The organism is Pelagibius sp. Alg239-R121, assembly GCF_947331435.1.
Classification (GTDB): domain Bacteria; phylum Pseudomonadota; class Alphaproteobacteria; order Kiloniellales; family Kiloniellaceae; genus Denitrobaculum.
On sequence record NZ_CAMZOF010000006.1, the window covers coordinates 295,754 to 321,962 of the forward strand.

The window sequence follows — 26,209 nt, forward strand, 5'->3', positions numbered from 1 at the left end:
CGCATGACTGACCAGATGCTCTCCATCATCACCTTCCTGCCGCTTGTCGGCGTCTTCTTCATCCTGGTCTTTATCCGCGGCGATGAAGAGGCTGTTGCGCGCAACAGCCGTTACACGGCGCTCTGGACTTCGCTGGTGACCTTCGCGGTCTCGCTCACGCTGTGGTTCGGATTCGAACGTGGCACGCCGGAGTTCCAGTTCGTCGAGGAATACAATTGGATCCCGTCGCTCGGCTTGACCTACCGTATGGGCGTTGACGGTATCTCCGTCCTCTTTGTGCTGCTTTCCACGCTTTTGACCCCGCTTTGTATCCTGGCCAGCTGGGATTCGGTGAAAACCCGTGTGCGGGAGTACATGGTCGCGTTCCTGGCGCTCGAAACGCTGATGGTCGGCATGTTCTGTGCGCTCGACTTCATGCTGTTCTACGTCTTCTTCGAGGGCGTGCTGATTCCGATGTTCCTGATTATCGGGATCTGGGGCGGCGCCCGCCGGGTCTACGCGGCCTTTAAGTTCTTCCTCTATACGCTGCTCGGCTCGGTCCTGATGCTGCTCGCCATCATGGCGATCTATTTCCAGACCGGAACGATGGATATCGTAACGCTGGTATCCAACGCCCAGATCCCCGGCAATATGCAGCTGTGGCTGTGGCTAGCGTTCTTCGCTTCTTTTGCCGTCAAGGTGCCGATGTGGCCGGTTCACACCTGGCTGCCGGATGCACACGTCGAGGCGCCGACGGCCGGTTCCGTCATTCTGGCCGGCGTTCTGCTGAAGATGGGGGCTTACGGCTTCCTGCGTTTTTCGCTGCCGATCATGCCCGAGGCTTCGGCTTACTTCACGCCGCTGGTCTTTACGCTGTCGATCATTGCCGTGATCTATACCTCACTGGTTGCCTTGGCGCAGGAGGACATGAAGAAGCTGATCGCCTATTCGTCCGTCGCACATATGGGCTTTGTGACCATCGGTATCTTTACGATGAACCAGCAGGGCATCGAAGGCGCGATCTTCCAGATGCTGTCGCACGGCATCGTCTCAGGCGCTTTGTTCCTCTGCGTCGGTGTGATCTACGACCGCATGCACACCCGCGAAATCGATCGTTACGGCGGGCTGGTCGAACGCATGCCGGCTTATTCGGTGATTTTCATCGTGTTCACGCTGGCGTCGGTTGGCCTGCCTGGGACGGGTGGTTTCGTCGGCGAATTCCTAGTGCTGGTCGGGGCCTTTCAGGCAAACACCTTGGTGGCATTGCTGGCAGCAAGCGGCATGGTGCTGGGCGCGGCCTATATGCTCTATCTCTACCGGCGCGTGATCTTCGGCCGCCTGACCAAGGAGGATCTGATGACGATTCTCGATATGAATTGGCGGGAAAAGGCGGTTTTTGCACCGTTGCTGGTCATCGTACTCTGGATGGGGATCTACCCGGTTTCTTTCCTCGACGTGATGTCGGCGTCGGTGAGCAATTTGATCGAAAACTACAATGCCACTCTGGCGGCTTCGGACGGTGTGTCCCTGGCCAGCCTCTGGTCGGACAAGTAAGGCTAGGAAGCGGATATGATTTCTGCAGATCTCATGGCGGTATTGCCGGAACTCTTCCTGGCCTGCGCTGCGATCGGACTGCTGATGCTGGGCGTGTTTCGCGGCAACAGCGCCACCCAGTTGGTCTCGACTCTTTCAGTTGTGACTCTGATCGTGACCTTTGCACTGATTGCGCTGCCACCTCGGCCGGAGACGGTCGCGTTCGGCGGTCTGCTGACCATGGACGGCTTCGGCGATTTTATGAAGCTGCTGGTTTTGATCGGGTCCGGCGTGTCGATCGTGATGGCTCAGCGCTACATCCAGCGCGAAGACATGAACCGTTTCGAGTTTCCGGTGCTGATGCTGTTTGCCACTCTCGGCATGATGGCCATGATCTCAGCCAACGACCTGATTTCACTCTATATGGGGCTCGAACTGCAGAGCCTTTCGCTTTACGTAGTTGCCGCCTTCCGGCGTGACAACTTGCGCTCCAGCGAAGCCGGGCTGAAGTATTTCGTCCTCGGCGCTCTATCGTCGGGCATGCTGCTGTATGGCAGTTCGATGATTTACGGCTTCACGGGCACGACAAACTTCGATGGGATCGCTCAGACCTTCGCGGCAAGTGCCGGAAACGATATCCCAATCGGTTTGATCGTCGGCCTGGTCTTCCTCTGTGCCGGCCTTGCCTTCAAGGTCTCCGCCGTGCCGTTCCACATGTGGACACCCGATGTCTATGAAGGTGCGCCGACTCCGGTCACCGCTTTCTTTGCGACCGCACCAAAGATTGCGGCCATGGCGTTGTTCATCCGTGTGCTGATGGAGCCTTTCGGCGGCCTGATTGATCAATGGCAGCAGATCGTCTTCTTCGTCTCTGCGGCCTCGATGATCCTGGGCGCCTTCGCGGCGATCAACCAAAGCAACATCAAGCGACTGATGGCCTATAGCTCGATCGGTCATATCGGTTACGCGCTGATCGGTTTGGCGAGCGGGACCGAGCAGGGCATCAGCGGTATTGTGATTTACCTGACCATCTACGTTTTCATGAATCTCGGAACCTTCGCCTGCATCCTTTGCATGCGTCAGAAGGACCGGATGGTCGAAGGGATCGATGACCTCAAGGGCTTGAGCAAGACCCAGCCCATGATGGCCCTGGCCCTGGCGATTTTCATGTTCTCCATGGCAGGTATTCCGCCGCTCGCAGGCTTTTTCGGCAAGCTCTACATCTTTCTGGCAGCGATTGAAGCCCAGCTCTACATCCTTGCTGTGCTCGGTGTCCTGACTTCGGTGGTCGGCGCTTTCTATTATCTGCGTATCATCAAGCTGATGTATTTCGATGAGCCCGCCGAGAGTTTCGATCGCCCGATCGGTCGCGAAATGACGGCAGTACTCATAATTACGGGCGTCTTTACGCTGCTGTTTTTCGTCGCTCCGGGACCGGTGGTCGATAGTGCCGCCGCTGCCGCTGCCACCTTGTTCCCGGGATGACTTCTGGGGCAGCTGGGGCACCGCCGGGCGGCTTACCGGTCTTGCCGCCAGTTTTCAATTTGATCGCGCTGGATAGCGTCGGCAGCACGAACGACGAAGCGCGGCGGCTTGCCGAAGAAGGTGCAGCGCACGGCACGATTGTCTGGGCTGGCGAGCAAACCACGGGCAGGGGCCGTCAGGGCCGCAGCTGGACCAGCCCGCGCGGCAATCTCTATCTCTCTCTGGTGTTGCGTCCCGAGTGCGCCTTGAGCGAGGCGGCCCAGGTGAGTTTTGTCGCCTGTGTTGCGCTTGGGGAGGCGGTCGCTGCCTTGGCGGGCAAGCAGGTCGTGGTGACCTATAAATGGCCCAACGACGTGATGTTCAATGCCAAGAAAGGTGCGGGGGTTTTGCTCGAATCCAAATCCACGCCCGCGGGCGGCCTGGATTGGCTGATCCTCGGCATGGGGACCAATATCGAACATTTCCCGGACGATGCACGTTATCCGGCCAGTTCGCTCCGCAAGGAAGGTGCCGATACGACCCTGGTACCGGCAATTTTACTGGAAGAACTTGCCCGGCAACTCGATATCTGGCTGGAGATCTGGCGCAATCGCGGATTTCGAGATATCCGTGCGGCCTGGAAGGAACGCGCGCAGGGGCTGGGTAAACCGATTGAAGTCCGTCTTCCCAAGGAAACCCTTACCGGTGTGTTCGGTGATTTAGACGGCGACGGCGCACTGTTATTGAAAAATGCCGATGGCGGCACGCGGACCATCACCGCGGGCGATGTCTTTCCCGGGGCCTGACGCATTTTCGATGACAGGCACTACGGCGTGACGCCGATAGGAAATGGCGGCGGGTAAGCCGATCGGAGACGAAAATGCTGCTGACGATTGATTCTGGAAACACCAACGTTGTCTTTGCCGTTTACGACGGTGAAGATCAACGCGCGGTCTGGCGCGCATCGAGTGATCCGAGACGGACAGCCGACGAATATGCAGTCTGGCTGTCCCAACTGATGGCCTTGAAGGATCTGACGCTCAAGGATGTGACCGGCGTGATCATCGCCAACGTCGTGCCGGCAGCGCGCTTTAGCCTGCGCAAGCTTTGCACGCTTTATTTCGACTACGAACCCCTGTTCATCGGGGCACCCGAAGTGGATCTGGGTATTCAGAACCTCATAGACCGGCCGGAGAGTGCGGGCGCGGACCGCCTGGTGAATGCGGTCGCCGCGCATCATTTGTACGGCGGCCCGGCGATCGTGATCGACTTCGGCACGGCAACCAACTTCGATATTGTGGATGGTGACGGCAACTACATCGGCGGTGTGCTGGCACCCGCAGCGCAGCATTCGGTGGAAGCGCTCTACCGGGTTGCAGCACAGCTGCCGCGGGTTTCGATCGAACGCCCTGAAAAGGTTATCGGCAAGGATACCGTACCGGCCATGCAGTCAGGCGTTTTCTGGGGCTACGTCGGCCTGATCGAAGGCTTGACCAGCCGGATCAAGAAGGAATTCGGACAGGACATGAGAGTAATTGGCACCGGTGGATTGGCGCCGATCTATGCCGCTGCGACGGATGCGATTGACGACGTCGACCAGGACTTGACCTTGCGGGGGCTTGTACTCGTGTACGGTCACAATACGGCGGAGAAGGCATGAAGCCAAAGCTCAATCCCGGCAATGACGAACTCTTCTTCCTGCCGCTGGGCGGGGCAGGGGAGATCGGGATGAATCTCAATCTCTACGGCCATGACGGCCAATGGCTGATGGTCGATCTTGGGATTACCTTCGCCGGCCCCGAACTTCCCGGTGTCGATGTGCTGATGCCCGATCCCCGTTTCATCGTGGAGCGGCGCGAGCAGCTGGTCGGTTTGATGCTCACCCACGCTCATGAAGACCACATTGGCGCAGTGCCTTATCTCTGGTCGCAGCTGCGCTGTCCGATCTATGCGACGCCCTTCACGCGTTCGATGGTGGAGCGCAAGCTTAAGGAAGCCGGCCTCTACGAAGCGGCACCGATCACGGAGATCCCAATGTCGGGAAGGTTCTCGGTCGGGCATTTCGAGATCGAGCTGATCACGCTCACGCATTCTATTCCCGAACCCAATGCCGTGGTCATCCACACGCCTGCAGGCAATGTCCTGCATACCGGCGACTGGAAACTGGATGACGATCCGCTGGTTGGGGACACCTTCGACGAAGCCCGTCTGAAGGCGCTTGCCGACGAAGATGTCCTGGCCATGGTCTGCGACTCGACCAATGCCCTCAATGCCGAAGAAACCGGTTCGGAAAGCGAGGTGCGCGAGCATCTGATGGAGCTGGTGGGTGGCTTGGAACAGCGTGTCGCCATCGCCTGCTTCGCCAGCAACGTTGCACGCTTTGAGACCATCGTGCGGGCGGCGGAAGCGCATGGCCGGCGTGTCGCGCTTCTGGGCCGTTCCATGCACCGGATTCACGAGGCCGCCAGGGAAAACGGCTACATGCCGGATCTGCCGCCGTTTCTTTCGGAAAAAGATATCGACTATCTGCCGCGCAACGAGGTGCTGCTGCTCTGTACCGGAAGCCAGGGCGAGCCGCGGTCCGCACTTTGGCGCATTGCCCACGGCGACCACCGGGAAGTCCATCTGGACGAGGGAGATGCAGTGATCTTTTCCTCGCGCGTGATCCCAGGCAACGAAACCTCGATCTTTGCGTTGCAGAATACCCTGGTAAAGCGGGGGATCCAGGTGATTACCGACGACGACGCCTTCATCCATGTTTCGGGACATCCAGGCCGTCCGGAACTGGCTCAGATGTATCAGTGGGTCCGGCCCCGCGTTGCTGTGCCGGTTCATGGCGAGCAGCGTCATCTGACGGCGCATGCGGAACTGGCACGCGAATGCCAGGTGCCGGAGCAGATTGCGGGCGAGAACGGGGCGCTGATCCGTTTGGCGCCGGGGCGCGCAAAGGTGATCGATCAGGTGCAGACCGGGCGTCTGGCCGTCGAGGGCAGCCGGCTGCTCAGCACCGAGAGCCCGATCTTGCGGGAGCGTCAGCGGATGGCCTACAACGGCGCGGCTGCGGTGACTCTGGCCCTGAACGCGAAGGGTACGCTTGTCGATGAGCCTCAGTTGACCTTTCACGGTGTCTATGACGACGATCTGGACGAAGATCAGATCGATGATGTACTTGATGCTATCGAACAGGCGATACAAAGCCTTCGCCCGGCTGAGCGCCGGGATGATGCCTCAGTTGCGGAAGCTGTGAGAGTGGCGGTGCGACGATCGGTCAAGCGGGATCTGGAGAAGAAACCTGTTACGACAGTGCATGTTGTGCGCCTGGAGTCTGATCGCGTTCCACTGAAGCAGTGAAAGGCCTGAGTCAGCCTCGAATTGAACAATATGGAAGGCGATTGACGTCCTTGATAATTTCAATCAAGAACGATCGCATTCCAGCGAAAGCGGAGAGTTAAAGATGATTGGTCGACTGAATCACGTGGCAATAGCCGTCCCCGATCTGGATGCTGCCGTTGGGCAGTACCGGGATATGCTCGGCGGAACTGTCTCCGCGCCGCAAGCGCAGCCGGCGCATGGCGTGACTGTGGTTTTCGTGGAGCTGCCGAATACCAAGATCGAACTCTTGCATCCGCTCGGCGAGAACTCGCCGATTGCGGCCTTTCTTGAGCGCAGCCCAAGTGGCGGTATTCATCACCTCTGCTACGAGGTTGATGATATCTACGCTGCGCGCGACAAACTGAAGGCGGAGGGCGCGCGGGTACTGGGCGACGGCGAGCCCAAGATTGGAGCCCATGACAAGCCGGTGCTGTTTCTTCACCCCAAGGATTTCTGCGGCGCTCTGATCGAGCTGGAACAGGCGTAAGAGCGCAAACCAAAGCGGGCAGAAAGTCATCCTATGAACTGGTTTACCGGCATTCTGGTCTACGTCATCGTCTGGTGGGTCGTACTTTTCATGGTGCTGCCGTGGGGTGTGCGCCGCGAAGAGAACCCGGAGGAGGGGCACGAGGCCGGTGCGCCGGTCAATCCCATGCTGGGGCGCAAGGTCCTCATCACCTCTGGTATCGCTGCGGTTATCTGGGGTGCCGTTTACGTCGCGATCGAAAAAGGTCTTTTGCCGTTTAGCGTCAAGTAGGCGGCCGAACCCAATCTTCCCACCGCACCGCTTCTTGACCGTTTTGCCAAAAAATAAGGCAAGCCCTCTGATGAGAAAGGCTTGCCACATTAAATAAGCGCTTTGTCTTTTTGCCGCGAGTTTTTCACTCGCTTGAATGTCTCAAACTGTCGGGCCCCCTAAACTTGGACCGTACCGCGCGGGCGGCTTATAATTTTTAGTTGCACTCTTGTAGATCAAGTTCTTCAGGCCGTCACGAAATTTTTCGGAGAAATCCGCCATATTTTCGCTGCACTGCAGCAAAAATATGGCAAGCGAGAGCAGAAAACCGGCGGATTTCTGTGCAAAAAATGGTATTTGCATAAGACCTATTACGATGGTTAAGACGGCTGTTAACCGAACCAATTGGTCGGTATCGGAGTGCGATTCCCGATTCTGATTGTTCTCTATGCTGCGGCGCCGAACTTTTGGGCATTTGCCGCAAGAATCCTTCCGGAGGAGAAAAGGCGTTGTTATTTCCTTAACGCGCGCGTTTTACGCTGCAGGGATGCGTCGCACCGGAATCCCTTTGGTTCTCAAAACGCTCACGGGCTGCTGTTGTCTGCTTTTATGCAGCGCGGTTGCCGAGAGGGCGGCGCTTGGTGCCCAACAGGCGGAAGAGACCGGTGACGCTAAGCGGACTGTTACTGTTGAATTGAGCCCCACGCAGTGCCGGCGTTTGACCCGGCATGAGCCCAGCGCAGATGTAGCATTTCAGCCGGGCGTCGACGCGCGAGGCCGCCCGGTTGCCCCGGTGGACCTGAACGCAGATGGCCAAGGCTATGTGCCGCGGATAGAGCCACCGAAGCGGATCGTAATCCCAATCGAAATCGATCTCTTCGATCGCTTTGGCATTCCGGTAAATCCTGCGCTGTTTGAGGCCGATGCCCAGGTGGGCGAAGTCGTCTATGAAAACGGCAAGCTCTATTATAACGGCCAGCGGCTGGCTGACGGTGCCTCGGACGAGATTATCCAGCGTTGCCGTGAGCGGCTGGAGGCTGAAACGGCGATCCCACGCTAAAGCGCAGTCCTCTGCTAATCATGCGATTTGGAGCTGATTCACGTGTTTTGACGAGATCACGAACAGGTTCCGAAAAAGCATGATCTGCGCTTGCCGCGGGATTTACCTGTCTCAAAGCCTGTGATCGACCCGGTAATTCCCTGGTGCTGCCATGGACATGCCTTATTCCATCCCATATACAGAACTCGGTTTTGTTCATTCGGTTGCAGCCGCTCGTTTTAAGCTGGCTCACCTGGCCTGTCGTGTTTGGCTCAAAGAGGAATAGATGCGTCTCTCCAACTATTTTATGCCCACGCTCAAAGAGACGCCGACTGAGGCGCAGATTGTTTCGCACAGGCTGATGCTGCGTGCCGGGATGGTGCGTCAGGCGAGCGCCGGCATCTACTCCTGGCTGCCGCTTGGATTGCGGGTGCTTAAGAAGATCGAGCAGATTGTACGCGAAGAGCAGGATCGCGCCGGAGCGCAGGAACTGCTGATGCCGACGATCCAGTCTGCCGATCTCTGGAAGCAGTCTGGGCGATACGAAGACTACGGCAAGGAAATGCTTCGGATCGTGGACCGGCACGAGCGCGAAATGCTCTACGGACCCACCAACGAGGAACTCATCACCGAGATCTTCCGGAGTTCGGTCAAGAGTTACCGCGATTTGCCACGCAATCTCTACCACATCCAATGGAAGTTCCGGGACGAGGTCCGCCCGCGCTTCGGCGTCATGCGCGGCCGCGAATTTCTGATGAAGGATGCCTATTCCTTCGATATTGATCGCGAGGGCGCAAAACGGGCTTACAACAAGATGTTCGTGGCTTATCTGCGAACCTATGCGCGGATGGGGCTCAAGGCCATTCCGATGGCAGCGGACACCGGGCCGATCGGCGGCGACCTCAGTCATGAATTTATCATCTTGGCGGATACCGGCGAGAGCGCGATTTTCTGCCACAACGACTATCTGGATGCCGACGTGCTCGCGACAGACGTCGACTACGGCAGTGATCTGCAGCCAATCGTCGATTCCTGGACCAAAGCCTATGCGGCAACGGATGAAAAGCACGACCAGGCCGAGTTCGAAGCGCAGGTTCCCACCGATAAGCGGGTCGAGCGCCGGGGCATCGAGGTCGGGCATATTTTCTATTTCGGCGACAAATATTCCAAGCCGCTTGGGGCCGAGGTTGTGACGGCGGACGGTGCGCAGGTGCCGGTTCACATGGGGTCATACGGGATCGGCGTTTCGCGCCTTGTCGGCGGCATCATTGAGGCCAGCCATGATGACAACGGGATCATCTGGCCTGAATCCGTGACGCCCTTCAAGGTGGGCCTGATCAATCTGCGGGCCGGTGATGCGGACTGTGTGAACGCCTGTGACGGCGCATACGCAACACTGGAAGCTGCCGGTGTCGAGGTGCTTTATGAAGACCGCGACAGCGGAGCGGGCGCCAAGTTCGCGGCCATGGATCTGATCGGACTGCCGTGGCAGCTCGTGATCGGTCCGCGCGGTCTGAAGAACGGCGTCGTTGAGCTGAAAAACCGGAAGACGGGCGAGCGCGAAGAGCTCACCCTGGATGCTGCGATCAACAAGCTGACGAGCTGAATTCATGATCTTTGACGCTTTCGAGCGATTGGTTGCGATGCGCTATCTGCGCACGCGCAGGAAAGAGGGCTTTATCTCGGTCATTGCCTGGATTTCCCTGATTGGGATTGCCCTTGGGGTTGCGACCCTGATTATTGTCATGGCGGTGATGAACGGGTTCCGAGAAGAGCTGTTAGGCCGGATTCTCGGTGTTAACGGCCACTTGACGCTGTACGGGACCTCGCGGCCGATTACCGATTATGCGGATGTCAGCGAACGGGTGCGGGCCCTGACGGGGATTCACAGCGTCAATCCGCAGGTTCAGGGCGAGGTCATGGTGACCGCCCGCAGTGTCGCCACCGGCGGCCTGGTACGCGGCATGATTGGAGACGACCTAAGATCACGAAGCCTGATCGCAGATAACATTGTCTCTGGGTCCATCGAAAAATTCGGCGGCGACGACGGTGTGGCAATCGGACGGCGCCTCGCCAACAAGCTTGGTCTTAGGGTCGGCGATCGTGTGAACCTGGTCTCGCCGAACGGCAACACGACTGTTATGGGGACGGTCCCACGGATGAAGGCCTATCGGATCGACGCTCTGTTCGAAGTCGGCATGTTCGAATACGACAGCAGTTTTATCTATATGCCGATCCCGGCGGCACAGCTGTTTTTCCGTCTTCCTGAACAAGCGAACGCCATTGAGGTGTTCCTGGACGATCCCGATCAAATGAAGACAGTGCTGCCGGAGATCATGGCAGCGGCCGGCGAGGGCCTGCAATCGCGGGACTGGCAGAGGGCCAACTCGACTTTTTTCAATGCGATCCAGGTCGAACGAAACGTCATGTTCTTCATTTTGTCCCTGATCATTCTGGTGGCTGCCTTCAACATTCTTTCCGGCCAGTTCATGCTGGTGAAGGACAAAGGGCGGGACATTGCGATTCTGCGGACCATGGGTGCCACGCAGGGACAGATCATGCGGATCTTTTTCCTGAGTGGCGCGAGCATCGGCGTGGTCGGCACGATCGCCGGGTTTATACTCGGTGTCGCGTTTTCATCGAACATCGATACCATCAAGCAGTGGCTCGAAAACCTGAGCGGAGCCAGGCTGTTTCAGGCGGAGATCTATTTTCTGTCGAAGCTCCCGGCGATCGTGGATCCTGTAGAGGTCGTCCAGGTGCTTGGGATTGCGATTGTCCTATCATTCCTGGCGCCTTTGTTCCCTGCCTGGCGGGCCGCCCGTCTGGATCCGGTGGAGGCGCTTCGTTATGAATGACGCGTCACCAATGAAAAAGCAGATGGCGGAAAAGACGGCGGGAACTGCCGGTGCCAATGGCAGCGCGCTGCGTCTTGAAAAGGTCAGCAAGACTTTCCATCAGGGCGAAAACGATCTGGCGGTGCTGCAATCCGTATCTCTGAACATCGAACCGGGAGAGCTGGTGTCGTTGGTCGGCCCTTCGGGCGCCGGTAAGTCGACCCTGCTGCATATTGCGGGGCTCCTGGAAAGTGCAGATAAGGGCGAGGTCTGGATCGGCGGCAAGCCTTCCTCGAAACTCAACGACCTCGGGCTTACTTCTCTGCGGCGTTCGACGATCGGCTTTGTCTATCAGTATCACCATCTCCTGCCTGAATTTTCGGCGCTGGAGAACATCGTGCTACCGCAGATGCTGGCTGGGATCGATAGGCAGGTGGCCGGTAAACGGGCTTTGGAACTGCTTGATATGGTGAAGCTGGCAGACCGCGCCGAACACCGGCCAGGCCAACTCTCAGGCGGTGAGCAGCAGCGTGTCGCCATCGCGCGCGGTTTGGCGAACGCTCCGGCGATTTTGCTGGCCGACGAGCCGACAGGAAACCTGGATCCTGAGACCGCCGATTCGGTTTTCGCGATCTTGGTGGACTTGGTGCGCAACGTCGGTCTTGGAGCGCTGATTGCGACCCATAATCTCGACTTGGCCGCGCGGATGGATCGCACCTTGCGATTCGAGCATGGACGGATTTCCTAGCGGCGTTAGGGGGATGCCGACCTAGGTTGCGGCATCGTCATAGTTCCTGTGGATAACTTGCTGCATGTTGCCGCCTTGTTCCGGCTGACAGCTTAAGACAGGCGTGGAATCTTTTAACCATGTCACATTCCGATTTCGTCCACCTTCGAGTCCATTCCGCCTTTTCGCTGTCCGAGGGCGCCATCAAGGTCAAAGACCTGATTGAGCTCTGCCGCAAGCATGATATGCCGGCTGCTGCGATTACTGACAGCTGCAACCTCTTCGGCACGCTTGAGTTCGCCTTTACAGCCAAAGGCGCCGGTCTGCAGCCGATTATCGGCTGCCAGCTCGCGATCAGCCGCAGCGATGTCGACGTACGCACGGCCGTGCGGCCCGAACCGGATCAGTTGCCGCTGCTCGTGCAGAACGAGGCGGGTTATCTGAATCTGATGAAGTTGGTGTCCAAAGCTTTTCTGGAAACCGAACCCGGCGATTCGCCCCAGATCGATATGGAAAGCCTTGCGGCTCATTCGGAGGGTTTGCTCGCCTTGAGTGGCGGGCCCGCCGGTGCGGTTGGGCGGTTGCTCAACAATGGCCGGGACGAAGAAGCCGCAGAGGAATTGCAGCGCCTCGCAGAGATCTTCGAAGGACGTTTCTACGTCGAGGTTATGCGGCATGACCTACCGGAAGAGCATGGCATCGAAGAGCGCCTGATCGATCTGGCCTATCGCTTCGATTTGCCGTTGGTTGCGACCAACGACGTCTTCTTTGCCGACGAAGGCATGTACCGGGCGCATGATGCGCTGCTTTGTATTGCCGAAGGGGCTTACGTCGTTCAGGACGACCGGCGAAAGCTTACAGTTCAGCATCGCTTCAAGACGGCCAAGGAGATGCGGGCTCTTTTTGCCGACCTTCCAGAGGCTGTCGACAACACCCTGGTGGTCGCACGCCGCTGTTCATACTTTCCGGAATTCGTTGCACCGATTTTGCCAGCCTACACCACGGAAGCGGGCAGAAGCGAGACGGAAGAGTTGCGAGCCCAGTCTGAAAAAGGATTGGAGGCACGCCTCCAGGCTCAGGTCTATAGCGAGGACATGGGAGAGGCCGCCCGGCAAGAGTTGGGAGACACGTACCGCAAACGCCTGGATTATGAGTTGGGCGTCATCGAGCAGATGGGTTTTCCCGGTTACTTTCTGATTGTTGCCGATTTTATCCAATGGTCGAAGGGGCAGGGAATACCCGTCGGGCCTGGACGTGGCTCTGGTGCCGGTTCCGTTGTCGCCTGGGCCTTGACGATTACTGACCTCGATCCGCTGCGCTGGGGGCTGCTGTTCGAGCGTTTTCTCAACCCCGAACGTGTGTCGATGCCTGACTTCGACGTGGATTTCTGTCAGGACCGGCGTGACGAGGTTATTCGTTACGTTCAGGAAAAATACGGTCACGATCGTGTGGCGCAAATCATTACCTTCGGTAAGCTTCAGGCCCGCGCGGCACTCCGCGATGTGGGACGTGTCCTGCAGATGCCCTATCCGCAGGTCGACCGGATCAGCAAACTGGTACCGAACAACCCGGCGAACCCCGTGACCCTGCAGGAGGCCATCGACGGCGAACCGCAGTTGCGCGACATGCGCCGCGACGATGAGACGGTGGCCCGGTTGCTGGATGTTGCTCTAAAGCTGGAAGGTCTCTACCGCCACGCTTCAACCCACGCCGCGGGCGTGGTGATCGGCGACCGGCCGCTCGACGAACTGGTGCCGTTGTACCGCGATCCGCGTTCGGACATGCCGGTGACCCAGTTCAACATGAAGTTTGTCGAGCAGGCCGGCTTGGTGAAGTTTGACTTCCTGGGCCTCAAGACCCTCACCGTTCTTCAAAAAGCCTGTGAGTTCATCGTCCTCAACGGCGGAGAAATAGACCTCGAGGCGATACCGCTGGATGACAAGCGCTCCTTCGATATGTTGAGCCGCGGTGACACGGTTGGCGTGTTCCAGCTGGAATCCTCGGGCATGAGAGACGTCTTGAAGCGGCTGCAGCCTGACCGTTTCGAGGACATTATCGCCGTCGTGGCGCTCTATCGCCCCGGACCAATGGACAACATCCCCAGTTACATCCGGCGGAAACATGGACAGGAAGAGCCCGATTATCTTCACCCTACACTTGAAGGAATCCTGAAAGAGACCTACGGCATCATGATCTACCAGGAGCAGGTCATGCAGATTGCCCAGGTGCTTTCGGGCTATTCACTGGGCGGTGCCGATCTGCTGCGGCGTGCGATGGGTAAGAAGATCAAGGCCGAGATGGAGGCCCAGCGCAAAATCTTCAACGACGGTGCGGTCAAGAACAACGTCAACGCCGAAAAGGCGGACGAGATCTTCGATCAGGTGAACAAATTCGCAGGCTACGGTTTCAACAAGAGCCACGCGGCAGCCTATGCCTTGGTCGCATATCATACCGCGTACCTGAAGGCTAATTTTCCCGTGGAATTCATGGCGGCCTCCATGACCTACGATATGAACAACACCGACAAGCTCAATGTTTTCAGACAGGAATTGAGCCGGCTGAAAGTTCCGCTTCTGGCGCCTGATCTCAACCGCTCCAATGCAGATTTCAACGTAGAGGTCATGGAGGACGGCAAGAAGGCCGTGCGCTACGCCCTGGCGGCCGTGAAGAACGTTGGCGGTGCGGCCATGCAGAGTGTGGTGGCCGAGCGCGAAACATCGGGTAACTTCAAGGACATCGCGGATTTTGCCAATCGGGTGGATTGCCGCGCAGTCAATAAGCGCCAGATTGAGAACCTGGCATCGGCTGGCGGCTTCGATTCAATCCTGGCGAACCGGCACAAAGTCTTTACGGGTGCGGATATCGTGATGCGCCATGCGGTCGTTGCGGCCAGCGAGCGGGAGAGCGCGCAGGTAAGCTTATTCGGCGACGGCGCAGGGGCCGTGGTTAATGCGCTTACCTTGCCGGATCTTCCGGATTGGCCCGAGATGGAACGTCTGAAGCGCGAGTTCGATGCCATCGGCTTTTACCTCTCGGCCCACCCTCTGGACGCTTACAAAAAGATTTTGGAGCGCCTGCGGACCAAATCGGCCGCTGAGCTGGTCGTTCAGGCAAAACGCCGCGATGCAGGTATCCTCCGCATGGCGGGAATTGTAATCGGCAAGCAGGAGCGGATGTCACAGCGGGGCAATCGCTTTGCCTTTGTGCAGCTATCCGATGCGACCGGCGTGATAGAGGTCATGCTGTTCTCCGAAATTCTTCAGGCATCGCGTGAGCTTCTGGATTCCGGCGAGCCTCTGATCGTGACCATGACGGCCGACTCGCGAGAAGGCGAGGATCCTCGCTTTCTGGGGCAGGCCATACGCCTTCTGGATGAGGCCGCGGCGCAGACCGATGCTGGCTTAAAGCTTTATATGAACGATGATAAGCCATTGGAAAACCTCAAGTCTGTCCTTGAACGACAGGCAGCGAGAGGTAAGGGACGGGTATCTCTGGTTCTGGATCTCGAGGATGGGCAGGAACTCGAGATGGAGCTTCCAGGGGCCTATCAGATTTCTCCTCTGGTCCGGCAGGCAATTAAAGCCATCCCCGGCTTGATCGTTGAGGACGTCTGACGGCCTGTTGCCCTGGCGCGGCAAGATCGTCGATTTAGCCTGAATTTCACTTGCAATTGGCTGTCTGCGGGGCTATCACCCCGCTCAACAGCAACACACACGTGGGTTTTGCGGAGGCTGGGGAGAAATCCCGGTCTTCGATCTGGTGTCCGGATAGTCCGGATGAACGGCCCACGGAGGTAGAACCGGAGAAAGTTTTTATGGCGCTTCCGACATTCACAATGCGTCAGCTGCTCGAAGCTGGCGTTCATTTTGGTCACACCACCCGTCGTTGGAATCCAAAGATGTCCCCATACATCTTTGGCGAAAGAAACGGCATTCATATCATTGACTTGGAGCAGACTGTTCCTTTGCTGCATCGGGGCCTTGCCTTCGTGCGCGAAGTCGTAGCAGGCGGCGGCCGGGTTCTGTTCGTCGGCACCAAGCGTCAGGCCAGCGAGCGCGTCGCTGATACGGCCAAGCGCTGCGGCCAGTACTACGTCAACCATCGCTGGCTCGGCGGCATGCTGACCAACTGGAAGACCATCTCCCTGTCGATCCGCCGTTTGCGCGAAGTTGAGACGCGGCTGGTCGAAGCTCAGAGCGGTCTGACCAAAAAAGAACTCCTTAATCTCACCCGTGAGCGCGACAAGCTTGAGCGTGCGCTTGGCGGCATTAAGGAAATGGGTGGTCTTCCCGACGTGATCGTCGTGATCGACACCAACAAGGAACACATTGCGATCGCCGAGGCCAACACGCTGAATATTCCGGTGGTCGGCATCCTCGATTCCAACTCCAGCCCGGACAACATCACCTTCCCGATCCCGGGTAACGACGATGCGATCCGCGCAATCAGCCTCTACTGCGACCTGATGGCCGAGAGCGTTCTCGACGGTATTCAGCAGGAACTGACGGCAAGCGGTACGGATATCGGTGCTGCCGAAGAGGCGCCGGTTGAGAAACTGCCTGAAGCCGCTGCCCCTGAAGCCGCTGCCCCCGAGGCCGCTGCTGAGGCTCCCGCCGCTGAAGCCCCAGCTGCCGAAGCTGCTGCACCGGCGGAAGCCGCTGCTGAAGCTCCCGCTGCAGAGGCCGCTGAAAAGGCTGAGCCCGAGCAGGCTGCTCAGGCTTAACATTCCCGCCATCAGTGAGTTCAGAACGGCGGCAATTGGCCGCCGTTCTTATAAAAACCACTTCTTACCACTCTGTTATTCGGAAAGACGATCACCATGACCCAGATTACCGCAGCGCTCGTGAAAGAACTTCGCGAGTCGTCAGGCGCCGGCATGATGGACTGCAAAAAGGCGCTGACCGAGACGTCCGGCGACCTGGATGCCGCTGTCGATTGGCTCCGCAAAAAAGGCTTGGCGGCTGCTGCCAAAAAGGCCGGCCGGGTGGCATCAGAAGGTCTTGTCGGTGTAGCATCGGAAGGCACCAGCGGTGCCGTGGTTGAGGTCAACGCGGAAACCGACTTCGTTGCCCGTAACGATAGCTTCCAGGGTTTTGTGAGCACCTGTGCCACCATGGCTCTGAACGCCGGCGGCAATCTCGATACGTTGCTTGCAGCCAGTTATCCCGACAGCGGCGCAGTCCTCTCCGACCAGCTTACGACCATGATCGCCAAGATCGGCGAGAACATGTCGATCCGCCGTACCGCGCAGTTCTCGGTCGAAAGCGGTGTCGTGTCCTCTTACGTGCACAATCAGATCGTGCCCGGTCTCGGTAAGATCGGTGTGCTGGTTGCTCTGGAATCGACCGGCGACACTGCCAAGCTCGCGGCCCTCGGCAAGCAGTTGGCCATGCATGTTGCGGCTGCTCATCCGCAGGCCCTCGACAAGGGTGACGTCGATGCCTCGTCCCTGGACCGTGAGCGTGAAGTGCTGAGCGATCAGGCACGGGCCAGCGGTAAGCCTGAAGAGATCATTGCCAAGATGGTCGAAGGCCGCCTGCGCAAGTACTACGAGGAGGTTTGCCTCCTGGAGCAGACTTATGTGATCGATGGCGAGACCAAAGTCCGTAAGGTAGTTGAGAACGCAGCCAATGACGTCGGTGCACCGGTGAAGCTTACCGGCTTTGCACGCTTCCAGCTCGGTGAAGGCATCGAGAAAGAAGAGGCCGACTTCGCTGCTGAGGTTGCTGCCACGCTTGGCGGCTGATCGGATGCGCATGAACCGCGTGTTCATGCTGCCGATAGATTTTTTCAAGGCTGGTCGGAATTGATCCGACAGCCTTGGATCGTCTTCTTGAGTTGAAGTCAGGAAGAGGGCCTCTGTGCTGATTTGCACGGGGGTTTTGCGTGAGGCTGATAATTGAACGAAACGGCGCTTAGGGGTTTCGCGATGCGGTATAGTTTCGTGTATTATGCGCCGTCTTGCCGATTCGTCGCCTCATGTTGGACGTATTCGCCTGTCACTTAGTCTGGCCGGGCCATTGGTCGGACCAGAAGCGGCAGCCGGTCCAATTCATCTGGCCGGAGCGGTGCGGGCGTAATGACCTGAAGCGTTCTTGGCGATAGAGTGCGACGGAGAGGCTGATTTTCGCTTTTCTTTGACTAAAAGAGACGCGATCAGACTCGATAAAACAACGCCGGGGCAATACCCCCGACCCGATAAGGAGATCCCATGGCCGACAGTCCGAAATACAAGCGCGTAATGCTTAAGATTTCGGGAGAGGCCCTTATGGGGTCGCGGGAATACGGGTTGGATCCGGCGACGGTCGATCAGATCGCTGGCGACGTGCGTGACGTCAATCAACTGGGGATCGAGGTTTGCCTGGTCGTCGGCGGCGGAAACATCTTCCGGGGGCTGTCCGGCGCAGCGGCTGGAATGGAACGCTCGACCGCTGACTACATGGGAATGCTGGCGACGGTCATCAACTCGCTGGCACTGCAGAACGCTCTAGAGAAGCTCGATGTGGACACGCGCGTGCTGTCGGCCATTCCCATGGCGACCGTTGCAGAACCCTATATCCGGCGCCGTGCCGTGCGGCATATGGAAAAGGGACGGGTGGTTATTTTCGGGGCCGGAACCGGTAATCCTTTCTTCACGACAGACACTGCGGCGGCTTTGCGCGCTTCGGAAATGAGCTGCGACATTTTGCTTAAGGGCACCAAGGTCGACGGCGTCTACGATGCCGATCCCGTGACTGTTCCCGACGCCAAACGCTATGACTGCTTGACCTACATGCAGGTTCTGACTCAGGATTTGGGTGTAATGGATCACTCCGCCATTTCCCTGGCGCGGGAAAACTCGATTCCGATTGCGGTCTTTTCGATTTACCAGCCGGGGGCCTTTGCAGAAGTGCTCCACGGAAATGGCAGATTCACCATCGTTCGGCATGATTGTGCATAGTGAGGTATAAGCCGTGTCACAGGATCCAGATCTAAGCGATATACAACGCCGCATGGACGGGGCGCTGGAGGCCCTTCGCAAAGAGTTCGTCGGTCTCCGCACCGGCCGGGCCTCGGTCGGGCTGCTGGAGCCAATTATGGTCGAGGCCTATGGCTCCTCGATGCCGATCAACCAGGTTGGGACGATCGGTGTCCCCGAGGCGCGGATGCTGACCGTCCAGGTCTGGGACCGTTCCATGGTCGGCGCTGTTGAGAAGGCGATTCGCGAATCGGGGCTCGGCCTGAACCCCTCGCCGGATGGCCAGCTAGTGCGTGTGCCGATTCCTCCCTTGTCGGAAGAACGGCGCGTCGAGCTTTCCAAGATTGCGGGCAAATATGCGGAACAAGGCCGGGTGGCGGTCAGGAATGTCCGGCGTGACGGCATGGAAATGCTGAAGAAGATGGAAAAGGATGGCGATATTTCGCAGGATGAGCACCATCTTTGGAACGAAGAAATCCAGGACTTGACCGACCAGCACATCAAGCTGGTCGACGAGGCCCTTGCGCAAAAAGAGGAAGAGATCCTTCAGGTATAGGGTCTAAACCGGTCATCTAGGGTCCCAGGCACAGCTCCATGGATACGCTGCAGTCATTCTCAGGTGAAAAGCCGACGCATATCGCCGTCATCATGGACGGCAACGGCCGCTGGGCCAATGCGCGCGGGCTGCCGCGTACGGCCGGACACCGGCAGGGCGCCGAATCAGTGCGCCGTACGGTCAAGGCCGCGATGAAGCTGGGGATTCCCTACCTCACGCTTTATGGTTTTTCCTCGGAAAACTGGAGCCGTCCCATGGCCGAGGTCGAAGACCTCATGGGGCTGCTGCGGCGTTACCTGCGGAGCGAACTGGCGAAGTTTCACGAGAACGGAATCCGTCTTCAGGTGATCGGTCAGCGCGACCGTCTGCCCGGGGATATTGTGCGTCTGATCGAGGACGCGGAGAAGACCACCAAGGACAATGACCAACTGACCCTTGTCATGGCCCTCAGTTATGGCGGACGGCAGGATATTACGACGGCAGCCCGTCGTGTGGCCGAGGCCGTGGCGGCAGGCAAGATAAAGCCGGAGGAATTGGACGAAACCCGTTTTGGATCTTATCTTTGGACTGATGGTATTCCCGATCCGGACCTTCTGATCCGCACCTCGGGTGAGCAGAGAATCAGTAATTTTCTACTTTGGCAGTCGGCCTACAGCGAACTGGTGTTCGTTGAAAAGCTTTGGCCTGACTTCGATGAAGACGATCTGGCCGACGCAATCAGAGAATATCAACGGCGTGATCGGCGTTTCGGTGCGGCAGCTGACTCTGGATAGCCTGAGCCCCCTGACGCAGCGGGTTCTGGCAGCAGTTGTTTTAGCGCCACCGGTTCTGCTTGCCCTCTACTACGGCTCTCCCTATAGCGATCTGCTCATGCTGCTGGCGTCCGGTATAGCCGCCTGGGAATGGGCGCGACTGTGCGGGCGCGGGCAGCTAAGTACTACAGGCTGGTTGGTCATCACTTCCGTTGTCGTCGCGGTCTTCACTGCAGCACTGGGATTCTACGCGATCGCTGCTTGGATTGTCGTCGTCGGCGCCATGGGGACGGCCGTGATGGCAGCGAACAAACAACATCCGTCGGTCTCCTGGCTGGTTGGCGGCGTGATTTATCTTTCCTGGGCTTTCATCTCTTTTATCTGGCTTCGCGAGACGGAAAACCTCGGCTATGTGGGGATTTTTTGGCTGCTGTTCGTCGTCTGGGCTACGGATATCGGTGCCTATGTCGCAGGCCGGACGATCGGAGGGCCTAAGCTGGCGCCGCGTTTCAGCCCAAATAAAACCTGGGCTGGCTTGGTGGGCGGGGCAGTTGCCGCGGTTTTGGTCAGTGTCGGTGTTGGAATCTGGTTCACTTCTAGCGGAATCCTCGCCTTGTTTCCCACACCTTGGGCGTTCTTGATTGGAGGCGCCGCTGTACTTGCTGTGATTTCTCAGGCCGGCGATCTTTTTGAATCCCACCTGAAACGCCAGTTCGATGCCAAGGATTCAAGTAACGTCATACCCGGACACGGCGGTGTATTGGACCGGGTCGACGGATTGCTGGCCGCCAGCCTGGCCACTGCGGCATTTGTGTGGCTGGGTACGCAGGCGGGATTGTAGTATGTTGCGCGCAACGCCGAACAGCAGCCGAGAGCAGCTATGACACCGTCACGGGCTTCATCAAATACGGCATTGCAACCCGAAACCGGCAAACGCAGAGTTTCCATCCTCGGTTCGACCGGATCTGTCGGCCAAAGTACGATCGATCTGATCGAGCGAAACCCGGAAAGCTTTGAAATCGTTGCCCTGACCGCAAACGGCAGCGCAGAGGCTCTGGCTGAACAGGCACGCCGTCTGGATGCGAAGTTGGCGGTGGTGGCCGATGAAAGCGCCTATGGGGCGCTGAAGGACGCGCTCTCCGGTAGCGGCATCGAAACGGCTGCCGGGCGCGACGCCCTAATCGCCGCCGCCGAAGTGCCTGCGGACTGGATCATGGCGGCGATCGTCGGTGCGGCGGGCATGGAACCAACTCTGGCCGCTATCCGCCAGGGCGTGGCGGTCGGCCTGGCGAACAAAGAGACCCTGGTTTGCGCCGGCGCCTTGATGAAGGCGGAGATAAAGGCAAGCGGGACGACGCTGCTGCCGGTCGATTCAGAGCATAATGCGATTTTTCAGGTCCTTGATGCCGAACGGCGCAACACGGTCGAGCGCCTGATTTTAACGGCGTCCGGCGGCCCTTTCCGCACTTTCTCCAAGTCTGAGATGGCGGCAGTGACGCCGGCACAGGCTCTTGCGCATCCGAATTGGGACATGGGTGCCAAGATTTCGATCGATTCGGCAACCATGATGAACAAGGGGCTCGAACTGATCGAGGCGGTTCACCTGTTCGATATGCCGGAATCAAGCATCGATATCCTGGTGCATCCCCAGTCGGTCATCCACTCTATGGTCTCGTACGTGGATGGCTCGGTACTCGCCCAACTGGGAATGCCGGATATGCGTACGCCTATTGCCTACAGTCTTGCCTGGCCTGAGCGGATGTCCGCGCCGGTCGACCGGCTGGATTTGACAAAAATTGCCGAACTCTCGTTCGAAGCGCCCGACCCGGAACGTTTTCCATCGTTGCGTCTGGCACGTGAGGCCTTGCGAAACGGCGGTGACGCCCCCACTATCTTAAATGCTGCCAATGAGATAGCGGTCGCCAGCTTCCTAAAAAACGCGATTGGATTTCTGGAAATCGCGGCGATTGTTGAAGAAACGCTGACAGGTCTGCCGAACGGCCAGTCGGCGTCGCTCGACGATGTGGTTTCCGTGGATGCAGCCGCGCGGCGCTACGCGCTCGGCCTGATCGAGCAGGCAGCGTAGACCCGGGACACGTTCAGGTGATCCCGGCTATCTAAATGAGGTCGAAAGACCTAAGTGGTAGAGTGCAGTTGACCGCCGTCACCGGAATTGTTCCGGCGCAGGCAAGGTGTTGGTTAATTCGGACGGAACGATATGGAATTTCTTAATGTGTTAACCGGGACGGTCTTTCCCTTTTTGGTTGTTCTGACCGTACTCGTCTTCGTTCACGAAATGGGCCATTACCTGATCGCTCGCAAGAACGGTGTCCGAGTTGAGGTCTTTTCGATCGGTTTCGGTCCGGAGATTTTCGGGTGGACGGATCGGGTCAACACGCGCTGGAAATTTAGCCTGATCCCGTTGGGCGGCTACGTGAAGATGTTCGGCGATGCGGATGTCGCCAGTCGGCCCTCGGACGCCCCCATGACCGAGGAAGAGCGCCAGGTATCATTTCAGGCCAAACGCCTGGGGCAGCGCGCCTGGATTGTCGCAGGCGGGCCGCTGGCGAATTTCCTGCTCGCAATCGTCATCTTCGCCGGGCTTTTCATGTATATCGGACAGCCCTTCACGCCGGCGACGGTTGGTGAGGTCATTCCCGATTCGGCTGCAGCCGAGGCAGGGTTTCAGCCCGGTGACCGGATCATCCGGGTCGACGGCAGCGATGTTGAGCGCTTTGAAGAACTACAGACCATCGTTCAGCTAAGCGCAGGACGCGCGCTGGAGATTGACGTTCTGCGGGATGGCGCCGAAATCGGACTTACGGCCGCTCCCAAGCCGGCTACGCAGGAATCTTTCGGCAGCGAACAGCAGATCTGGCGACTCGGGATCAGCCGGAGCGGCGCTGAATACAAGCGCCATGATCCTTTGACTGCAGTTTGGCGTGCCACGCTCGAGACCGTCAGCGTTACCGGCAACACCCTGAAGGCAGTCGGCCAGATGATCACCGGCGACCGCAGTTCCAAAGAATTGGGCGGCCCTCTGCGAATCGCGCAGATGTCAGGGCAGGTCGCCGAATTCGGATTCCTCAATCTGTTGTCACTTTTGGCGATTCTCTCGGTCAACCTCGGTCTGATCAATCTCTTCCCCGTCCCCATGCTTGATGGCGGTCATCTCTTCTTTTACGCGATTGAGGCGCTGCGTGGACGACCACTGGGCGAGCGTGCGCAAGAATACGGTTTCCGTATCGGTCTGGCTCTGGTATTGAGCTTAATGGTCTTTGCGACGTGGAACGACCTCGATCACTTTGGGTTGTTTTGAGGTATCTGGGTACATAGATCGGTTCTTCACCTAAGTAAGGTGTTCGGGGGTTTTGTAACGTGATTCGTGTGCCATGTGCGGCCTTGGTGCTAGGGCTATGGCTTTGCAGCATCTTAGGGGCCGCTAGTAGTCCGGCATATGCGCAGGAACTGCTGTCCGGAGGTCGCATTGACGAGATACGTGTCGAGGGTAGTCAGCGTATCGAGCCGGAGACTGTACGTTCCTACATGCGGGTCAACCCCGGCGATAATTTCGACCCCGTTGCACTGGATAAATCCCTCAAGAGCATTTTTGCCACCGGACTGTTCGCAGATGTAACCCTGCGGCGTCAGGGCAATGCCCTGATCGTCAACGTCGTTGAGAATCCGATTATCAACCGGATTGCGTTCGAAGGTAACGACCGCCTGGACAATGAGGTCCTCGAGGCCGAGGTGATTCTGAGGCCGCGCGTGGTTTTCACGCGGACTAAGGTTCAAAAGGACGCTCAGCGGATTCTCGAGCTTTACCGGCGCTCGGGACGATTTGCGGCGACGGTCGAGCCCAAGGTCATTCAGCTTCCTCAGAACCGGATCGATCTGGTCTTTGAAATCAGTGAAGGTGAGCTCACCGGGGTCAATGCGATCAACTTCATCGGTAATCGCGAGTATTCGGATGGCCGGCTCAGAGAAGCCATCGCGACCAGCGAGTCGGCGTTTTACCGAATTCTCTCCTCGACCGACACTTACGACCCGGACCGCCTGACCTTCGACCGAGAGCTTCTTCGCCGGTTTTATCTGAGCGAAGGCTATGCCGATTTTCGGGTGAATTCGGTAGTTGCCGAGCTGGCGCCGGACCGCGAGGGCTTCATCATCACCTTCACGGTGGTTGAGGGGGAACAGTATGACTTCGGCAAGATCGACGTTGAGACGACGCTGCGGAACCTCGATCCTGAACAGGTGCGCGATGCGCTGCTGACCGAGGAAGGCGACACCTACGATGCCAGCGCCGTCGAAGATACGGTTTCGAACCTGACCGACGCCGTCGGCAATCTGGGGTATGCCTTCGTCGATATCCGACCCAAGACCGATCGTGATCCCGAAAACCGGAAGATCGATATTGTTTTCGATATCCAAGAGGGGCCCAAGGTCTTTGTCGAGCGAATCGATATCGAAGGCAACACCCGCACTCTCGATAAGGTCATCCGCCGAGAGTTCCGGTTGGTAGAAGGCGACGCCTTCAACAGTACGAAACTTCGCCGCTCGCGCCGCCGCATTCAGCGCCTGGGCTTTTTCCAGACCGTTGACGTGGACAACACTCCCGGCAGTACACCGGACCGGACAGTGGTCAAGGTGAACGTCGAGGAGCAGTCCACGGGCGATATCAGTTTCGGCGCGGGATTCTCAACACAGTCCGGCCCCTTGGCTTCCGTCGGTATTCGTGAACGAAACCTTCTGGGACGTGGTCAGGATCTTCGGTTTAACGTTTCTATCGCCGGCAGCGGTACACAGGCGGACATCAGCTTTACTGAACCCTACTTCCTTGACCGGGAGCTGGCGGCCGGTTTCGACGTTTTCCGTGTAACCACTGAAGACGACGCGCGGGCGTTCGATGAAGAGCGGCTCGGTTTCTCCCTACGTGGCGGTTATGCGCTGACCGAGGATATTCGGCACGTGGTCCGCTATACGCTTGAAGACACTGACATTTCCGATGTGGACGACGATGCCGCGATCCAGATTCGAAGTGAAGAGGGCAAGTCCCTGCGCTCAAGCATCGGTAATGACTTCACTTACGACACCCGGGATTCGCAGTTCGACACGCGTGAAGGCGAGATCGTCCGGCTCCGCACGACACTTGCCGGGCTCGGTGGCGACCGCCATTTCTTCAAGGCGTCTCTTGCGGGCGGTTACTACTATACCGTTGCCGACGACTGGACCTTCAGTACCCGTGGTGAGGTTGGTCATATTGTCGGGATCGGCGAGGATACCCGGATTGCCGACAGGTTCTTTGTCGGCGGATCGCGCCCGCGCGGATTCGAGATCGGCGGTATCAGCCCGCGTGATCGTGCCAGTGACGATGCCCTGGGGGCGAACCAGTTTTACGTGGGCACCCTGGAGCTGACCTTTCCGCTCGGTCTGCCTGAAGAGTTCGATATTCGTGGCCGGCTCTTTACCGATGTCGGTGCGTCATTTGGTATAGACGGCTCTGATAGAGGGGTAGATGATAGCTCTAGCCCGCGTGTCACAGTTGGCACCGGGGTTTCGTGGAACTCTCCCTTTGGCCCGATCGTCGTCGACTTAGGCCTTGCCGTGGTTAAAGAAGACTTCGACGAAACGGAGATTCTTAACTTTAGCTTTGGAACGAACTTTTAATCAGATGAGCCAGCGTGTATCCGCTTGTGCTGCGCAGCTGCTGCGGCTGGTAATCTTGGTCAGTTGCCTATGTGCGCCGGCCCTGGCACAAGCGCAGACCGAAGCCGCCAATCCGGCGGTGATCGGTATCCTGGACACTCAAAAAGTTCTCCGCGAGTCCGTTGCGATGCGTAGCCTGTCGAAAGAGATGGAAGCGCGCCGCAGCACCTTTCAGGAAGAATTGCGGCAGCGTGAAGACGAGCTGCGATCGGCCGATCAGGAACTGGCCCGGCAGCGTTCGATCCTCTCCGCCGAGGCGTTCGCTGAAAAACGCAGCGAACTGGAACAGCAGGTGGCGTCTCTTCAGCGTCAGGTGCAGGCCCGGCGCAAAGAGCTGGACAGGGTCTATGGCCAGGCGGTGAAACAGGTTCAGGGCGCGCTTGTGACGATCGCCCAGCAGATTGCAACCGAACGAAAGCTGGATTTGGTGTTGCCGAAGACTGCCGTGGTTCTGGTTCGCAATGATATGGAAATCACGGACGAGGTGGTTAAGCGCCTCAACGAGACTTTGACCGAGGTGACGGTTCCCTCGCCTCAAAATTAAGGCTTA

Annotated in this window: 22 protein-coding genes; all 22 read left to right on the forward strand. The window is 58.2% G+C overall.

All coding sequences use genetic code 11. The features are described from left to right. Positions 1-3: 3 nt before the first annotated feature. Positions 4-1,533 (forward strand): NADH-quinone oxidoreductase subunit M, encoded by a 1,530-nt coding sequence (locus QMZ18_RS20430; RefSeq protein WP_282608195.1) that lies wholly within the window; start codon positions 4-6, stop codon positions 1,531-1,533. 15 nt (positions 1,534-1,548) lie between these two features. Next, a complete protein-coding gene (gene nuoN / locus QMZ18_RS20435) occupies positions 1,549-2,997 on the forward strand; it encodes an NADH-quinone oxidoreductase subunit NuoN (protein ID WP_282608196.1) in 1,449 nt (482 codons plus the stop codon). Then, complete coding sequence (locus QMZ18_RS20440; protein WP_282608197.1) at positions 2,994-3,782, forward strand: biotin--[acetyl-CoA-carboxylase] ligase; 789 nt, start codon at positions 2,994-2,996, stop codon at positions 3,780-3,782. The genes nuoN and QMZ18_RS20440 overlap by 4 nt, the downstream gene beginning before the upstream one ends. 74 nt (positions 3,783-3,856) lie before the next feature. Then, positions 3,857-4,636, forward strand: coding sequence for a type III pantothenate kinase (locus QMZ18_RS20445; protein ID WP_282608198.1), 780 nt, complete (start codon positions 3,857-3,859; stop codon positions 4,634-4,636). Further along, positions 4,633-6,327: a ribonuclease J gene (locus QMZ18_RS20450; RefSeq protein WP_282608199.1), complete on the forward strand. Its 1,695-nt coding sequence runs from the start codon at positions 4,633-4,635 to the stop codon at positions 6,325-6,327. Before QMZ18_RS20445 ends, QMZ18_RS20450 begins: the two co-directional genes overlap by 4 nt. Before the next feature lie 103 nt (positions 6,328-6,430). After that, positions 6,431-6,835 carry a methylmalonyl-CoA epimerase gene (mce, locus tag QMZ18_RS20455; RefSeq protein ID WP_282608200.1) on the forward strand — a complete coding sequence of 135 codons (405 nt, stop codon included), beginning with the start codon at positions 6,431-6,433 and terminating at the stop codon, positions 6,833-6,835. 33 nt (positions 6,836-6,868) lie between these two features. After that, on the forward strand, positions 6,869-7,105 hold the full coding sequence (locus tag QMZ18_RS20460; protein WP_282608201.1) for a DUF1467 family protein: 237 nt from the start codon (positions 6,869-6,871) through the stop codon (positions 7,103-7,105). Positions 7,106-7,652: 547 nt separating this feature from the next. After that, positions 7,653-8,144: a hypothetical protein gene (locus tag QMZ18_RS20465; RefSeq protein ID WP_282608202.1), complete on the forward strand. Its 492-nt coding sequence runs from the start codon at positions 7,653-7,655 to the stop codon at positions 8,142-8,144. Between the two features lie 265 nt (positions 8,145-8,409). After that, positions 8,410-9,729, forward strand: a complete 1,320-nt coding sequence (proS, locus tag QMZ18_RS20470) for a proline--tRNA ligase (RefSeq protein ID WP_282608203.1) — start codon at positions 8,410-8,412, stop codon at positions 9,727-9,729. A gap of 4 nt (positions 9,730-9,733) precedes the next feature. Continuing rightward, positions 9,734-10,981 carry a lipoprotein-releasing ABC transporter permease subunit gene (locus tag QMZ18_RS20475; protein ID WP_282608204.1) on the forward strand — a complete coding sequence of 416 codons (1,248 nt, stop codon included), beginning with the start codon at positions 9,734-9,736 and terminating at the stop codon, positions 10,979-10,981. Between the two features lie 22 nt (positions 10,982-11,003). Beyond that, positions 11,004-11,708 (forward strand): ABC transporter ATP-binding protein, encoded by a 705-nt coding sequence (locus QMZ18_RS20480; protein WP_282608459.1) that lies wholly within the window; start codon positions 11,004-11,006, stop codon positions 11,706-11,708. Between the two features lie 119 nt (positions 11,709-11,827). Continuing rightward, positions 11,828-15,301: a DNA polymerase III subunit alpha gene (dnaE, locus tag QMZ18_RS20485; protein ID WP_282608205.1), complete on the forward strand. Its 3,474-nt coding sequence runs from the start codon at positions 11,828-11,830 to the stop codon at positions 15,299-15,301. A gap of 200 nt (positions 15,302-15,501) precedes the next feature. Continuing rightward, positions 15,502-16,410 (forward strand): 30S ribosomal protein S2, encoded by a 909-nt coding sequence (gene rpsB, locus QMZ18_RS20490; RefSeq protein ID WP_282608206.1) that lies wholly within the window; start codon positions 15,502-15,504, stop codon positions 16,408-16,410. A gap of 96 nt (positions 16,411-16,506) precedes the next feature. After that, entirely contained in the window at positions 16,507-17,433 is a 927-nt protein-coding gene (gene tsf / locus QMZ18_RS20495; protein ID WP_282608207.1) for a translation elongation factor Ts, read from the forward strand. Between the two features lie 465 nt (positions 17,434-17,898). Beyond that, the gene (gene pyrH, locus QMZ18_RS20500; RefSeq protein ID WP_282608208.1) at positions 17,899-18,627 is read left to right on the forward strand and encodes a UMP kinase; all 729 of its coding nucleotides are present in this window, start codon (positions 17,899-17,901) and stop codon (positions 18,625-18,627) included. 52 nt (positions 18,628-18,679) lie between these two features. Next, positions 18,680-19,201 (forward strand): ribosome recycling factor, encoded by a 522-nt coding sequence (gene frr, locus QMZ18_RS20505; RefSeq protein ID WP_322097259.1) that lies wholly within the window; start codon positions 18,680-18,682, stop codon positions 19,199-19,201. A gap of 38 nt (positions 19,202-19,239) precedes the next feature. Beyond that, a complete protein-coding gene (locus tag QMZ18_RS20510; protein WP_282608210.1) occupies positions 19,240-19,974 on the forward strand; it encodes an isoprenyl transferase in 735 nt (244 codons plus the stop codon). Next, entirely contained in the window at positions 19,895-20,794 is a 900-nt protein-coding gene (locus QMZ18_RS20515) for a phosphatidate cytidylyltransferase (protein WP_282608211.1), read from the forward strand. Before QMZ18_RS20510 ends, QMZ18_RS20515 begins: the two co-directional genes overlap by 80 nt. Before the next feature lie 39 nt (positions 20,795-20,833). Beyond that, positions 20,834-22,039, forward strand: a complete 1,206-nt coding sequence (locus QMZ18_RS20520) for a 1-deoxy-D-xylulose-5-phosphate reductoisomerase (protein ID WP_282608212.1) — start codon at positions 20,834-20,836, stop codon at positions 22,037-22,039. 132 nt (positions 22,040-22,171) lie between these two features. Further along, positions 22,172-23,272, forward strand: coding sequence for an RIP metalloprotease RseP (gene rseP, locus QMZ18_RS20525; RefSeq protein ID WP_282608213.1), 1,101 nt, complete (start codon positions 22,172-22,174; stop codon positions 23,270-23,272). A gap of 59 nt (positions 23,273-23,331) precedes the next feature. Continuing rightward, positions 23,332-25,620 carry an outer membrane protein assembly factor BamA gene (bamA, locus tag QMZ18_RS20530; protein ID WP_282608214.1) on the forward strand — a complete coding sequence of 763 codons (2,289 nt, stop codon included), beginning with the start codon at positions 23,332-23,334 and terminating at the stop codon, positions 25,618-25,620. A gap of 4 nt (positions 25,621-25,624) precedes the next feature. Further along, complete coding sequence (locus tag QMZ18_RS20535; RefSeq protein WP_282608215.1) at positions 25,625-26,203, forward strand: OmpH family outer membrane protein; 579 nt, start codon at positions 25,625-25,627, stop codon at positions 26,201-26,203. The last annotated feature ends 6 nt before the right edge of the window (positions 26,204-26,209 follow it).